Origin of the sequence: Roseofilum acuticapitatum BLCC-M154 (assembly GCF_030068475.1) — a bacterium.
In the GTDB taxonomy this organism is placed as follows: domain Bacteria; phylum Cyanobacteriota; class Cyanobacteriia; order Cyanobacteriales; family Desertifilaceae; genus Roseofilum; species Roseofilum acuticapitatum.
This window is the reverse complement of the sequence record NZ_JAQOSP010000141.1, coordinates 54,958-69,501: the sequence shown is the minus strand read 5'-3', so window position 1 is coordinate 69,501 and position 14,544 is coordinate 54,958. Positions and strand designations below refer to the sequence as shown.

The 14,544-nt window shown below is 41.6% G+C and carries 15 protein-coding genes and 2 pseudogenes; 8 read left to right on the top strand and 9 right to left on the bottom strand.

The genetic code is table 11. From position 1 onward, the window contains the following. The first annotated feature begins 617 nt into the window (after positions 1 to 617). The 3 genes from ahcY (at position 618) to PMG71_RS22020 (ending at position 2,966) form a co-directional block, all read left to right on the top strand. Entirely contained in the window at positions 618 to 1,895 is a 1,278-nt protein-coding gene (gene ahcY, locus PMG71_RS22030; protein WP_283755886.1) for an adenosylhomocysteinase, read from the top strand. Between the two features lie 51 nt (positions 1,896 to 1,946). Beyond that, positions 1,947 to 2,555: an exopolysaccharide biosynthesis protein gene (locus PMG71_RS22025; protein ID WP_283755885.1), complete on the top strand. Its 609-nt coding sequence runs from the start codon at positions 1,947 to 1,949 to the stop codon at positions 2,553 to 2,555. Positions 2,556 to 2,729: 174 nt separating this feature from the next. Then, complete coding sequence (locus tag PMG71_RS22020) at positions 2,730 to 2,966, top strand: DUF433 domain-containing protein (RefSeq protein ID WP_283755884.1); 237 nt, start codon at positions 2,730 to 2,732, stop codon at positions 2,964 to 2,966. 33 nt (positions 2,967 to 2,999) lie between these two features. Here the strand turns inward: PMG71_RS22020 and PMG71_RS22015 are convergent. Continuing rightward, positions 3,000 to 3,188 (bottom strand): annotated as a pseudogene (locus PMG71_RS22015) (clan AA aspartic protease); the annotation flags it as partial. A 51-nt stretch (positions 3,189 to 3,239) separates the two neighbouring features. Then, positions 3,240 to 3,515: a hypothetical protein gene (locus PMG71_RS22010; protein ID WP_283755882.1), complete on the bottom strand. Its 276-nt coding sequence runs from the start codon at positions 3,513 to 3,515 to the stop codon at positions 3,240 to 3,242. Between the two features lie 96 nt (positions 3,516 to 3,611). Between PMG71_RS22010 and PMG71_RS22005 the strand changes: the two genes are divergently transcribed. After that, positions 3,612 to 3,872: a DUF2281 domain-containing protein gene (locus tag PMG71_RS22005; RefSeq protein WP_283755881.1), complete on the top strand. Its 261-nt coding sequence runs from the start codon at positions 3,612 to 3,614 to the stop codon at positions 3,870 to 3,872. Then, on the top strand, positions 3,869 to 4,255 hold the full coding sequence (locus PMG71_RS22000; protein WP_283755880.1) for a type II toxin-antitoxin system VapC family toxin: 387 nt from the start codon (positions 3,869 to 3,871) through the stop codon (positions 4,253 to 4,255). The genes PMG71_RS22005 and PMG71_RS22000 overlap by 4 nt, the downstream gene beginning before the upstream one ends. A 37-nt stretch (positions 4,256 to 4,292) precedes the next feature. On the opposite strand, the gene PMG71_RS21995 is transcribed toward PMG71_RS22000, so the two are convergent. The 6 genes and pseudogenes from PMG71_RS21995 to PMG71_RS21970 all read right to left on the bottom strand — a co-directional run bounded on the left by PMG71_RS21995 (position 4,293) and on the right by PMG71_RS21970 (position 9,790). Continuing rightward, a complete protein-coding gene (locus PMG71_RS21995) occupies positions 4,293 to 4,505 on the bottom strand; it encodes a hypothetical protein (protein ID WP_283755879.1) in 213 nt (70 codons plus the stop codon). A 3-nt stretch (positions 4,506 to 4,508) separates the two neighbouring features. Beyond that, a pseudogene (locus PMG71_RS21990) lies at positions 4,509 to 4,748 on the bottom strand (PIN domain-containing protein); the annotation flags it as partial. After that, positions 4,747 to 6,702, bottom strand: a complete 1,956-nt coding sequence (locus PMG71_RS21985) for a P-loop NTPase family protein (RefSeq protein WP_283755877.1) — start codon at positions 6,700 to 6,702, stop codon at positions 4,747 to 4,749. The gene PMG71_RS21985 and the pseudogene PMG71_RS21990, both read right to left, overlap by 2 nt. 30 nt (positions 6,703 to 6,732) lie before the next feature. Beyond that, entirely contained in the window at positions 6,733 to 8,271 is a 1,539-nt protein-coding gene (locus tag PMG71_RS21980; RefSeq protein WP_283755876.1) for a GTPase, read from the bottom strand. A gap of 66 nt (positions 8,272 to 8,337) precedes the next feature. Then, a complete protein-coding gene (locus PMG71_RS21975) occupies positions 8,338 to 9,189 on the bottom strand; it encodes a hypothetical protein (protein ID WP_283755875.1) in 852 nt (283 codons plus the stop codon). Between the two features lie 88 nt (positions 9,190 to 9,277). After that, positions 9,278 to 9,790: a coiled-coil domain-containing protein gene (locus tag PMG71_RS21970; RefSeq protein ID WP_283755874.1), complete on the bottom strand. Its 513-nt coding sequence runs from the start codon at positions 9,788 to 9,790 to the stop codon at positions 9,278 to 9,280. 316 nt (positions 9,791 to 10,106) lie between these two features. On the opposite strand from PMG71_RS21970, the gene PMG71_RS21965 reads away from it, so the two are divergent. After that, a complete protein-coding gene (locus tag PMG71_RS21965) occupies positions 10,107 to 11,438 on the top strand; it encodes a helix-turn-helix domain-containing protein (RefSeq protein ID WP_283755873.1) in 1,332 nt (443 codons plus the stop codon). Here the strand turns inward: PMG71_RS21965 and PMG71_RS24270 are convergent. Continuing rightward, positions 11,354 to 11,572, bottom strand: coding sequence for a DUF6887 family protein (locus PMG71_RS24270; RefSeq protein ID WP_430541025.1), 219 nt, complete (start codon positions 11,570 to 11,572; stop codon positions 11,354 to 11,356). The two genes, PMG71_RS21965 and PMG71_RS24270, sit on opposite strands and share 85 nt — an antisense overlap. Before the next feature lie 158 nt (positions 11,573 to 11,730). On the opposite strand from PMG71_RS24270, the gene PMG71_RS21960 reads away from it, so the two are divergent. Both PMG71_RS21960 and PMG71_RS21955 read left to right on the top strand, forming a co-directional pair. Continuing rightward, the gene (locus PMG71_RS21960; protein ID WP_283755872.1) at positions 11,731 to 13,308 is read left to right on the top strand and encodes an ATP-dependent DNA helicase; all 1,578 of its coding nucleotides are present in this window, start codon (positions 11,731 to 11,733) and stop codon (positions 13,306 to 13,308) included. A gap of 33 nt (positions 13,309 to 13,341) precedes the next feature. Continuing rightward, on the top strand, positions 13,342 to 14,529 hold the full coding sequence (locus tag PMG71_RS21955; RefSeq protein ID WP_283755871.1) for a hypothetical protein: 1,188 nt from the start codon (positions 13,342 to 13,344) through the stop codon (positions 14,527 to 14,529). The last annotated feature ends 15 nt before the right edge of the window (positions 14,530 to 14,544 follow it).

The following is a 14,544-nucleotide window of genomic DNA, read 5'->3' as shown; positions in this document are numbered from 1 at the left end:
TACTCATTAACTAATGACCATGCCTGCTTCAGGTAATTGTCAGACATATGCCTATTTTCTGCCTATTTACTTTTCAAGGTGGGTAAATGGCAGATTTGGCAAGGGTTACAGCCTACGCTATTGCGTTAAGCTAGTTAGGGGTTGTCGGTTCAAGTCCGCCTCCTGGCATCATAGAAAAACGTTGTCTCCCGTAATACTTTGGATCAGTTTGCCTAAAAAGGTCGAAGGAATAATCACCATCAAACTCACATAGAGCCAAAGCCGATAGCTTTTAATCTGCAATTGCATACTGATACTGGACTGCAAACATCATATTTGCCCCATCCGGGAAAAGCAAAGGCTAAACTGAAGAACAAGACAACCCAGAAAAAATCTCTGGCTGGTCAATTGAGATGATAAACTATCCTATGGGAAAACTTGCGCCTTGTACTTTAAGTCATCTTAAAGACAATCCGCGCAACATCACAATCCTGAGCGAGACCTCATCTTAAAAGGTCAGTCGAGGTATGGGTGGTAATAACTCAGACCCAAAGCTGTGTGCTGGTTTAGGCTTGCTATCAGTCTCAGGTCAATGATGCCCACCTACACTTGTGAACCATTTATTTTCAGTAGATCCTATGACTGCAATAGCCGAAAAGCTCAATTACGACATCAAAGATATTTCCTTAGCCCCTTTAGGCAAACAGCGCATTGAATGGGCAGGACGGGAAATGCCAGTTCTCAAGCAAATTCGGGAACGCTTTGCGAAAGAAAAACCCTTAGACGGAATTCGGCTCGTTGCCTGCTGTCACGTGACCACTGAAACCGCGAATTTGGCGATCGCCCTCCAAGCAGCAGGCGCAGACGCGATTTTAATTGCAAGTAATCCCCTCTCTACCCAAGATGATGTCGCCGCTTGCTTAGTGAAAGACTATGGCATTCGGGTTTATGCCCTTAAAGGAGAAGACACCCCAACCTACAAACGCCACGTACAAGTCGCCCTAGACCACCATCCCCAAATCATTATTGATGATGGCAGTGATGTGGTTGCTGAACTGGTGAAGGAACGCCAGAGTCAAGTTCCCGAAATCATCGGTACAACCGAAGAAACCACCACCGGTATCGTGCGCTTGAAAGCCATGTTCAAAGATGGGGTATTAACCTTCCCCGCAATGAACGTGAATGATGCGGACACCAAGCACTTCTTCGATAACCGCTATGGAACCGGTCAATCTACCCTTGACGGTATCATCCGCGCCACCAATGTTCTGTTAGCCGGTAAAAACGTAGTTGTTGTCGGTTACGGCTGGTGCGGTAAAGGCGCAGCGCTGCGGGCCAAGGGTCTGGGTGCAAATGTTATCGTTACCGAAGTAGACTCTGTTCGTGCCATCGAAGCCACCATGGACGGTTTCCGGGTAATGCCCATGGCCGAAGCAGCTCCCCAAGCCGACCTGTTTATTACCGTAACCGGGAATAAGCATGTGATCCGCAAAGAGCATTTTGAAGTGATGAAAGACGGAGCCATGGTATGTAACTCCGGTCACTTCGATATCGAAATTGACCTCGCCACCTTGGGTAAAATGGCCACCGAAGTTAAGGACGTGCGCCCCTTCACTCAACAATATGTTCTGCCTAGCGGCAAGTCTGTGGTGGTTCTGGGCGAAGGTCGTTTAATTAACCTGGCTGCGGCTGAAGGACACCCCAGCGCGGTAATGGATATGAGTTTCGCCAACCAAGCGATGGCTTGTGAATACCTGGTGAAAAACCACGGTAAACTTGAAGCCGGTATGCATTCCATTCCCCAGGAAATTGACCATGAAATTGCTCGCCTGAAGTTGCAAGCGATGGGCATCAACATTGATACCCTGACCGATGAGCAAGTGGAATACATGAATAGCTGGACGGTCGGAACCTAAGATTGTTAGGTTAGGGTAGCGTTCTCAATCCCCCTACCCTTTCCCCCATTTATGGCTCAACTTTCAGTCGAATTTAAACGTTATTTTTGGCAAGAAAACCGCTCTTCTGAGGTGACTTTAGCAGAAATGCTGGAGCTGGCAGGAGAGCGGGTTTTTGGTTTTTTGTTTGTGCTGTTGTCTTTGCCGTCTGCCTTACCCATCCCTGCACCGGGGTATTCGATTCCGTTTGGAATTGTGATGTTTTTACTGGCGATACAGCTAATTTGGGGCGCGAAGCAGCCTTGGTTTCCGAAACGAGTTTTGCATGGAAAAATGCCGCTCAACAAGGTTCAGGGTGTTCTAGATGCGGGGATTCCGTGGCTTCAGAGGATTGAGGGATTAACGAAACCTAGGCTGACTGCGGTGTGTACGAGTTTACCGGGTCGAGTGGTGTTGGGAGTGGCGATCGCCCTGATGTCGATGTCGATGATGATTCCGATTCCCGGAACGAATACTTTACCGGCGATCGCCATTTTTGTCATCGGTTTTGGCTTATCTGAGGATGACGGCTTTATCAGTTTAGCCGGACTCGGACTGTCTCTAGTGGGAGCAACGGTTTCCGTGGGGATTATTTTCTTTGGCGTGAGTATTTTAAGTTGGCTGAAAGATCTGATTTTTTAGGAAAGTGGCGATCGCAAACCATGAGAACAGCGATTTTATCAGATACAGCACAAGGGTTACATTAATAAACCTCCACTCTCCATTGCTGGCAACTATAAATATTCTAGACGATATGAGTTTTGGACAGAGGTGGTTTAGGCTAAAATTATAGATAGAATCATTCTCTGTGTTGTTATGAGCGATCGCGACATCATGACCATTGAGCCGGATAAACGGGGAGGCAAACCCTGTATTCGTCGGATGCGAATTACGGTTGAAGACGTTCTTGGCTGGCTTGCTGCTGGAATTTCTATGGCTGAGATTATTGAGGATTTCCCGGAGCTGACAGAGACAGATATTACGGCTTGCTTAGAGTTTGCGGGCGATCGAAGCTCTCGAAGAGGTTTAGAAATCATTAATTTATCAGGTTAGATCTGCCTAGTTTATCAATAAATTTCAATCGAGCTACAGTTCATCAATCGTTACTAATCCACCTTCCGTAAACTGAATCACCAGCTCATATTCAGCAAGCAAAGCAGTTCCAATTAGGGGTCTGCGTCCTGTTGCGAACACACGAGTTTCTCGCTCCTCGTTATTCCAAAGAATAATTGCTTTATGTACGGGCAACATCACCGGGCTATTATCTGCTAGACTTACGAGAAGGTATGATAATAATTGGATGTCCATCAGATACGATGCCTGAAATCACTCGACGACACGCTCCATGACACCACCACCAAAAGATGCTGCGACGTTATATCCGATTTTGAATCCAACAAGCCGAGCATTGGGGTGCTTTTCACTCAAGTCGTCAGCAGCACGCAAGCCATTTTCATCAACTTTATAGTCTCCTGTTTCAATGTCAATGATGACCATTTTGCCAATATTCTCGTCTAACTCCACCTGCTGACGAATCTGACTTTCGTACAAATGCTTTGCACGTTGGGCAACTGCTTCACGGCTTAAAAGGATAGTCTGCATAGGCTGATTGGCGATCGCGACACTACTATTATATCGTCATTCTGAGCGATCGCCGAACGTGCTATAAATGTAGAGATCAGTCTTCTCTCTGTAATTATGAGCGATCGCACCCTAAGTATTCTAGACGATTTATCCAGAAAATCACAGAAGCTGCTACCAGAACATCAGGAACTGTTGTTAGTTTTTGCTGAGTTTCTACTGGAGAGGCAAGCTCAGTCCATGCCAAGTTCTACTGCAAATGAAGTAGAATCCTCTCACATTCCACAACGGGTTTTAGGTTTACATCAAGGTATGGGTTGGATCAGTGATGATTTTAACGATCCTCTGCCCGATGAATTTTGGACAGAGGAAGCATGAACATTTTACTTGATACTCATGTTTTAATTTGGTTAGCCATAGAACCACAAAAGTTATCAAGACAAGCAACCCATATAATTATGAACTCGAATAATACTTTATCTTTCAGTTTGGTGAGTATTTGGGAAATGCAAATCAAAATTCAGCTTAACAAGCTCAGAATTAATTTGCCTGTTTCGGAAGTTATAGACCGTCAACAACAGGTCAACGGCTTGCAGATTTTACCCATTGAACTGACCCATATTTTTGCTTTAGAACAACTCCCCAATCCCCATCGCGATCCATTTGACCGATTATTAATTGCACAAGCATTAGTGACTCAAATACCAATTTTAAGTGTTGATATCATATTCGATCGCTATCCAGTACAACGATTGTGGTAATACTTTTAACTGCTATAGGAACTGACACAGATCGATATTACGGCTTACTTAGAGTTTGCGGGCGATCGCGAACATCGTTGAATTGCTTTGGCGATCGAGGTTCTCGAAGAGGCTTAGAAATAATTTTCCTGTCACTGGTTGCTTGCCGTTTCCTCAAGTCATCACAAATCGCTTTCACATCATAATTGAATGCTCTAGCGTGTTCCTCCCGAATTCTATAGATTTCTTCTAAAATTTCATCTCTCCACATTGTTTAAATTCCCATTAACTCGTAGGGTGTACAAATTGTGGGTAGCTCATACCCAGCATCACAACTAATCTGAACCAGCTTTTTCTGAATTTGAGCGTTGGCGATATGTTTACAGTTCCATGTTAGCAAATAGTCTAAGCCATAGATTGTAGCGATCGCCATACGCAAGGCATCGTCAGCAGCTTTGCTGGGGAGATTACTTTTCGAGAGAAACTGTATTGCCAGATCTTGAACTGCTTCATTATTTTGAAAGTATTTCCAAGCGATCGCGAGTGTTTTCCACTGTTGCGATCGCCACATCAAGGGCTTCAAGCAACTGACTTAAGCTTTCCTGTTCTCCTTGAATCACTTGAGTAATACTATCCACAGATTGCTGCACAGTATTACGCAATTTATTCGCGACTTTTTCTTGTAATTCAGTAGATGCCTCATCAGCTACACGCCAAATTTGGTCTTCAAGTTGCTGTTTCGCTTTCCTCTCTTCTGCTTGACCGGTCATCCAACGACGAACCGCAAAAAATACCGCACTACCAACAGGAGTGAGAAAGACACCAAGCAATACAGCCAGAATTGCATCAACCGTGACAATACCAATAATATCATCTACAATGCTACGCTGAATTTCAGAGACAGCTTTGTTAACTGCCTCTTCAAGTGCTTTTCCAGAACCACTTAAGCCTAAATTACCTCCATCAAATGACTTGATCGATACTCCCCTTGACAATTTCTCTTTGAGAACTTCATTTTGTAGTTCAGCAAGCTGTGCTTTAAAAGTAGCCTCTAACAGTTTGCCAATCGAATCTGCTTCGTCACTAACAGTCCGTTTAATATCTTGGGGTCTAATACTCTGACGTAATAGATCTTCAATCTCACTTTTCCAACGTGACTTTAATTCTTCTTGTACTGCTTTTGCTCCAAATGTGTCAGACCCCCACCACTGTTTAGGCCACAATCCCTTAATTCGATCCATCACAGAAACACTAGGTCTCCATTGATCGAATCCCTCTTTGATTTGGTAAAAAAGATCGTTCTTCAAACGATTCTGTAAATTATCTAACCGAGAATTCAAAAGGATCATAATCGAATTGGAGTCAACTGCAATTTTAACTCCCATTTGTTTTAGCTTTTCAACCAATTCATCAACCGAGCGTTGAGTTCTTTCGTTGGCTAATAATTCTCTGCTCTCAGATAAAGATTTTTTCAAAATAATCTTTGGACGTTCCAGCTTGATTTGCAGTCCTTCTTCCAGTAAAATATTTTTAAGAGCATCAATTACTTCTTCAAGCTCAAGCTGTCCATAGCGATCGTAGCTTCCAGTTTCGTCGTCAAAAATTCTTTGACTGGTAGTCGCTCGAACAATAGTTAATGTTCGCTTAAACAGATCGCTTAAACCTTTAAAGTTTCCATTTTTTTTAGTCTTGCTGTCACCCCAAAGAATCCACTCTTGTTTTTTTTGCCATTGTTGCTTTTGCTTTTCAGAGGGTAAATCTCGTGCCACCGTATTCCACTTATTGATAACAATCAAAGCTTTTTTATCAGAAGCAGTGTTAGGTGTTAGCTCATTAGTATCTCTGAGACCTACAATATGACTAACTACAAAATCATAGTCATCACGAGTTAGATCGGATTGAGCATTACATAAGAAGATTACACAATCTGCTTTATTCACAAAGGGAGCGATCGTTGTATTATCATGAACAACTCCTCCTGTTCCTGGAATATCAACTAACCGAATACGACTAGAATCAACCAAAAATTCATAGACATTCGTTGTAGCAACTTCACCAGCAATAACGACATCATCTCGTCCAACCTCGAAATTATTGCAAGATCGAAGTTCTTGATTCAGGCGATCTGGATTAACATTAAGTAAATCGCAGATCATTGAGGTTTTACCTGCGCTCACTGCACCCATAAAAACCAGAGTAAAATATTGGACATTTTCTGTGCAATCCCAGAAATCATCGTTGAGTTTCTGGGCATATTGACGCAACGTAGTGACAAGCGCAGAAAATTCTGAAAATGACTGAAGTTGCTGACAATGAGTTTCTAATCGAGAACAATAATCTTCCTTTAATTCAAAAATCGGTTGAAACTTTTGAGAAATATCCTTGATAAAAACTGGAGCAAAGTCATCGAGTAATGTTTGAGTATCAATGTTAACCCTAAAAGTTTTATAGCTAAGTTGTTGGTTCATGGTTGTTCCTCCTTTAATTGCAGTTCGACATTACTGTTGATTCAAAAAAATATCTCTCAAATAATCAATTGATACAAACTTCTGGCAAAAAGATTCTAATAATTGGGCATGAGACAGGTAGTATGAGTATTCTTGAAATAAAGTCATATTATTAATTTTAGAGCGTAAAGTATCAGAAATTCGATCGTCTAATTCAGATAACCAATCCTTTAGATAATCTACAGCTTTATTCAAGCAATTGGTTGATTGATCTAGGCTGCGATTGAATGTATAGCTATCCTTATCCAAAAACCAGTAATCATCAAAAGCATCCCAAATTTCATAAATAGAACTTTTTAGCTCTGATGTGATTGAATCCCCATTGGGGACACTGATTTGAACATCACCAAACAGACTGCGAGCGATGATTGATACATTGGTACGCAAATTACGGGAAAATTGATTAAACTCTGACACCATTTGCTCTTTATATCGTTCTCGGCATTTATTAATTCTTTCTTTCTTCCATTGAAAATTATCTCCCTGCCAAAATCGTTCTGCACTGGTTGTTGTATAGCTATTACTCATTTCTTTGTAACAAGAATCTCGAATAGATATAATCCGCTCGGCAAATCTCTGAATTTCTCGTTGTAATGAGTCATTAATTTCCGATCTGACGGCTTTAATGGATGATGTCATGCGCCGATCTAAATCTTCTTTCTTTTCTTGGATTGTGGCATAACCGATCAGAATAAGTACATAATTTGCCGCTATTTGAAGTAAATCATACTCCGCACGATAGATAGCTGTATTGGAGCTTGCTTCCAGAGAAAGATTAATGACTCGCTGTAACTCATACTCTAAGGCGGAATTTGTATTTTCTCTGGCTTGCTTAACTGAAAAGGGTACGATAGGGATTTCATAGTCAAAGAGTTTTGAAATTCCTTCAAATTCCATTTGAGAATTACCATTGGTTAAGAAATTAATATATTTTTGTATTTGTTTTTTTTGTACTTTTTCTGGTAGATCTTGTAAGGAATCAATTTTATTAACAACAATGATGATTCGCTGCAAACCTCCACTTTTTATGACTTCATCACTTTTGAGAAAATCGTAAAGGTGTCTTGGGATTGGATAATTAATATCAAGAACCAGTAGGAGCAGATTTGCTCGACGTATAATTCCTCGGACAACTTTATCATCTTCGTCACATAAAACAGCGCCTAATCCTGGTAAATCAATAACGATAGTCTCTTCGTCAATCTTGGCTTCTTGAGCTTCTGAAGTTTCACGAATGCACGCTTCTTCAAAAATACCCGATTCTCCACAATGTAAGAGATGGTTTCCTAGAGCGGATTTTCCCGTATTTACCATACCAACTAAGGCAATTATTTTTAAGTTACGATAGCTCTCTAGAAATTCCCATAAGTTTTGCAGTCGTTGAATATCTTGGCTAACCGTCTCACTAAGATTGATTTCGGTAAACGTGGAATTAGATTCACCAGATACAAGAATGGTTTGCTCAGGAAGAGTAGTTAGAGCTTCTATAAAATGCTCTTTGACTTCTGAAAGAGTGCTGAAATCAGTCAAGTTTATCTCCTTCTGATAACTATATAACAAGCATGAACGTGCTTAAGAATACTAAGGAAGTGCAAACTAAGATGATTCAATGGTAGATTGCCAAATTTGATCGAGAATTGGTAACTTGAGTTCCAATAAAGTTGAATCGTAAGAAGATAGCCTTGGGTTGACACTTAAGTGATGAGAAGATATTTCTGCGCGAATTCCTTCTATAACTAATTCAAGTGTAGCCTCTAAAGACTTAAACTCATTATCGACTAACCGCAGTGTCTTTTCCACTTTTTTCTGTTTATCCAGTCTAATTTTATGAGTTTTTATTGCCGTGGAAATACTTATTCTTTCATCTTCATCTTCTGCGTTTTCATAGTCTTTTGTCGCCTGCTCTAATTCTTCAACAATTTCATCACAAAGCCGTTGATTGTTATCATGGGCTGATTTATAATAGAGACTAACCAATGCTTGGTCTGCAAATTGAGCGATCGCGTCTGTTTGCGGCTCAGAAATTATCGTTCCTATAACGCGATCTCGCTCCTCCAATGCTCTTATAGCGCTCCATGACTTATTTAATATAGCTTCCCATTGGTTCTCATGACTTCTTGTTAGCTTAGATATAAAGCTTTTTCTCCACTTAGCATGTTCTAGCTCGCGACCAAATTTTCTAGCGACTTGAAAATCTTCTTTCCACTCTGACGAAATAAGTTTTCCCTTATTGTCATACCCTTCAATACTAAGTTTGTTTTGTGAATAAAAATGTATCTTAATTTTCCCTTTTTTAGCATTAATTGAATGAATTGCGTTTTTTTGTCTGCCTTGATATTGGGCTTCGCTTATAGCATTTGCAGTGACTTTTATCGGTGTGGTAATTATCCAATAAGCCAAATATATAATCATTCCTATTATTATTGCAAAGAAAATTACCCATACCATGACAATAGCCTCTTCCTAACAAGGTTTATTTTTTCTAAAAACGAAAACACATTGTATTGTGTTCAACAATACAATGTTTGAGCTAATATCAATTACTGGTTTGAATTGGAGGATTATTACCAGGATAAGGATATCCTGAAGAATTTTCAAAATTCTCAACTTCTTGAACAATTCTTTCAGATTTTTCGCAAGGTTCTTCAAGTCCGACTAAAGATAATATTACTCCAGCCTCATCTCCCCTTTCGGATGCATCTATTACTTCAACTACCCCAGTCAAGCATTTGCTTACAGTTCCAAGATCGTTGTGCAAACGTCTAATTTCTTGAACTCTTGTGTTTAGCTCTTGTTCCTTGGTACTAAGCGTCTGCTGAGATAAAGAAACTTTACCTTCTAACTCAGAAATTTCTTCGGCCTGTTCATCCACAACACTTTCCTTATCTTGAAGCTGCTGGGTTGTTTGATCGAGGTTTGCTTGAAGTTGTTGAATCTCATCTTGAGCATTATCTAACCGTTCATTGAAATTGTAATATACCATCATTCCAGGCACTAGAATAGCCACAGCTCCAGCCACAGCAGCAGTTAGTAAATTGTTGTTACTCATATTACGTCACCTATTTAGATACAGAGTTTTACATAGAAGACAATATTGACAACAATTGAAGATGAAATTTTGCTGTAACTAGGGCTTCTATGGAATGTTCTTGAACTTCTGAAAGAGTTGTGAATTTGACTAATTTCACATTCTTCCGATAACGATAAAACAAGTATGATAGATCTTAATCGAATTAAACAAGTTGAAAACAACTGATTTTTTGGTCAAGTTTATGACATATTATTAAGCACAAGCCAGAAAATCCCTGGTTTTCTCAGTGAAAAGTATGGTATAATACGTGAAACCTTTATTCTACGTTGATTTCATGGATGTTACAGAAATGTTGCAGTTCATCGATCGCCTAGTCGAGAATCAAACGGGTAAACATCTAGACGATTTGCAGAAGAACATCGTTCAAGGCCTGTGGGAAGGCAAGACTTACCAACAAATGGCTGAAGACATTCCCGGTCGCTACAGTGAAAACTATATCGGTGACGAGAGCCGCAAGCTTTTCAAGGTCTTATCTGATGCATTAGGTGACGAAGTTAAGAAAGCTAATTTTTGTTGGACGTTAGAGCGAGCGGTTAATTCTCAAGTGGTTCAGTCACTACATAGCCATATTACTTGCCCTACCGATCGCCAAACCACCAGCACCGAAGCAACCAAATCCACTGCACCCCAATCAAATCATGATTTAAGCCTTGCTCCAAAAATCAGGACATTCTGCGATCGCACCACCGAACTCAGCACACTCTCTGATTGGCTCTGTAACCAAAATATTCCCCTGATTTCCGTAGTTGGCATCGCCGGGATTGGTAAAACAACCCTCGTGAAGCGCTGGATTGACTTAAATTTAGAGAAATTTGATACCATCATCTGGAAAAGTATCCCATTCTCCCCTAGCTTAAATACCATTATCGAGGACATCTTAACCACGGTTAATCCCGATACTCTCCTCACCCATCCTCTGCTGACTCAATTATTCCAGCTTTTACGCGATCGCCGATGCTTGCTTGTCCTGGATGACTTCCAACACCTTTTTATACCCGGTCAACTCGCCGGACACTATAAACCAGAAGCCCAAGATTACCAAACCCTACTCACCAAAATTACCGAAATTGACCATCAATCCACCCTTCTCGTCATCAGTCAAGAAAAAAATCAACAGATGATGGCTTTAGATACAGAACTTTATCCCATCAAATGCTTAGAACTGGGCGGATTTGACACCACAGAACTATTGAAAAATTTCGGCTTAGGAGAGAGCGACAGCGCCCTGCAAATCCTGAAAAACTATGAAGGTCATCCCATTTATCTTAAACAAATCTCTAGCTTAATTCAAACCCTTTTTTCCGGCAATATCGCTGAATTCCTCACCGAAGACCACCTGATTCTCACTCAAACCATGCAAACTCGCATGAAAGAGAATTTTAACCGTTTATCTCCTCCTGAACAAGAAATTGCCCTCCACTTAAGTCAAAGCAATCTTCCAATTTCGCGGGAACAGTTAAGAGCCGACTTATCCTTATCCTCAACCGACTTAATTAACGGATTAGACTCCTTGAAGCGACGCTATTTACTAACTGCCATAGAATCAGAAGGAATTGCCTTTGATTTATCTCCCGTCTTTCGAGAATATGTGATATCTTTAACCTGATATCGCAACAATTCTGCCTTCGTTTCCCGCTTCGACTTGTTGCCGAATACCGGTTTCATACTGACTAAAGCATCTAATGCTTCCATATCATCACGATGCTCTAAAACATAGGCTCTTAACTCTTTAATCGACATTTGATCAAAGTTCATTAATAAACCTCCACTCTCCATAGCTTTTATCAGATGGCTTTACAGAGCTAAAGTCTTGCACAATGAAGTAGAAATGGTATGAAACGACCTCTCTGGCTCAATGGCGTGCAGGTTTGGCAGCAAGTGTCACAATAGGAAGAAGTGTGCAATTGATTCCTGTAAAAGCGAGACGCAAAGGTAAACCTGTGATTGAGGTGGAAGTCCATCAGCAACTGCGAGCGTTTTTGCGCTTGTCTGCTTCTCCTTCCTGGCCCCATCAGTTAACGATGGCCCGGTTGGTGGCGCGGGCTATGCGTTTGGGACGGAGTGCTTTAATTCAGACGGGTCGCCCCCTTTATCAAGGACAACCTTATCGGGTGAGTTATTTGGTTCCCTTGTTGATGTGGCCGGGGCCAGCCATTTGGGTGGGGCCCCAGGAGGTCTTACAGCAGTTGCAGATGGTGGAAATTCCCCAATTACAGGAGACCTTAGCTCTCAGTTGGGTGAAGTCGGTGGTGGTGGCCGATCGCTGGCCCCATGCCGATTTTTCCGGTATTTTGTTGACGACTCCAGAACAGTTTTTCGGCGATCGCCTCCATCCCCACACCCCAGGAGAGCGCTTCCCCCTTGGTATTCCCACCCTCATTGATGGTGTAGATGACCTAGAGGACTGGACAAGAAAACAGGTGAACCAATGCTTAACTCCCAAAGACTGGTCAGATTTAATGTTAGCCAGTCCCCAACACCGAGACCCCATTCGCGACATTCAAGTTAAGCTCACCAAATCCATTTTTCAGCATCCCCCCAACCCCTACGAGTGCTGTTTACTGACTGAGGAGGATCGAGAGGCGATCGCCCAATTATTCGATTACTTCGACGACTATCAGCTTATCCTCCCCTCTCCCTGGCAACAGTTCAGCCTCCCTTCATCCTCAGAAGAACATCTCCTATGGGCCGATATTCATCGTTCTACCGGTCAATTTACCCTTTGGTCTGGCCCCATAGATATCGCCCCAATCCTGTCTCCCCTATGGGCTAATCAACCCGTAGTTTTAATTGGGCAAACCCTGGATCGAGAACCCAATGCCACTCGCTATTGTGCCCAAATGGGACTCCAGGATCTCACCTGCATTCAATTTACCTCTAGTAATCAAGATTTAATCCATCTCTATTTACCCGATCGCCTCCCCCTCCCCAATACCCCCCAATTTCAAATCCAAGTCTTACCTGAAATTCAAGGGTTACTCAGTGTGCGAGGAAATCAAAGCAATTTAACCGTTATTTTAGTCGCCGATGTGCCCCTCAAAGCCCAAATTGCCGCCACTTTAGCTGGTGAATTCGGCTCCAAAGTACAAGTGGAAAAAACCAGCTTAGAAAGCCATGGGATTTTAGTCTGTGGTTGGGAATTTTGGCGATCGCATCAAAGCATCCTCCCCACCCCCGGTTTATTGATCATTGTCGCCTTACCCATCCCCTCCTTAGAACATCCCCTCGTGGCTGGACGAGTGGCCTATTATAAACAAAGGCGCTTAGACTGGTTTCGAGAATATCTACTACCGACTGCCATCCAAAACCTGAAACGGGCGATCGCCCCAGTCCGTCCGGGAGTCGTCGCCCTATTAGATACCCGCGCCCTTCACCGCAGCTATGGCAAAACCATCCTCACCTCCCTCGAACCCATTGCCCGCATTAATTACCGCGATCTTACCTGGGTCAGAGACATTTGGGAGCAACATCCCTAAAATGATCAGTAAAATCCGATATTTAGACAACATATGTCATCTAAAAAATATCAAAAACGCCGAAACCGCCAAAATCAATGGATCGCCTTTGAACTTTTATTAGGCTTTTGGATTATCTTGCCTTTATTAATAATCGGCGGATTTAATTTTCTCATCGATCCCTATGGAGTTTACAATCAATTTTTCACCCTCCGAGAACTCAATGATTACAAGCCCAACAAAGAAGATAATGACAGACTCTATAAAGCCATAGACATCATTCATCTTCAACCCAATACCATTTTACTCGGTTCATCTAGGGTCAAACGAGGTTTAGATCCCGATCATCCCGCTCTAGATACTTTTCCTCCCGTTTATAACTTAGGTCTCAATGGGGCAAATATCTATGAAATCAGACGATATCTTGAGCATACTTGGGTCAATAATCCTAGGCTTAAGCGCGTTATTTTAGGACTCGATTTTTTTACTTTCGATCGCCATATCCAAAATCAGCCAGGTTTTGCCGAATACCGTTTAGAAAAAAAGCAGATTTCTGGGAAAGATGCTATCAATACTACGTTATCTTTAGACACCTTAGCCAGTAGCCAGGAAACTATTAAAGCTAATTTTGACACTCCAAAATCCGAGCAATTTTCAGCACACAAGGGATTTTTACCCTACTTTAAGATTCATGATGGCAATACAGAAATTCGCTTTCAGGGGTCAACTAAACTCTTTTTTATAGAGCATCAAAATTATCAGCTATCAGCAAAGTATATGAAGGACTTTAAGGCTATTGTCAACCTTTGCCAAGAAAATAACATAGAGTTAATTGTATTTATTTCTCCCGCTCATGTCATTCGATCGCAATCTATTTATGCCAGTGGAAAATGGTCAGTTTTTGAAGAGTGGAAGCGTCAAATCGTCGAGTTAATGGGTTCGGTTTGGGATTTTTCTAATTATAACTTGGTTAACACAGAAGAGTTAAGCGAAAAGATGAATTATTATGTAGATGATTCCCATTATACTAAGCCCATTGGCGATTGGGTTCTCAATCGCATTTTGGGTTATCAAGAAGAAGAAGTTCCCCCAGATTTTGGAGTTCTCTTAACTCGTGATAACCTAGATCGAGTTTTAGCCCAAAATCGCCAAGATAGAGATCGATGGCAGGAAGAATACCCTCAATATGTGGAGTTTGTTCAATCGATTCAGGCAGATGTAATGAACAATTCCCAAAAATAGATGAATCTTATCCCA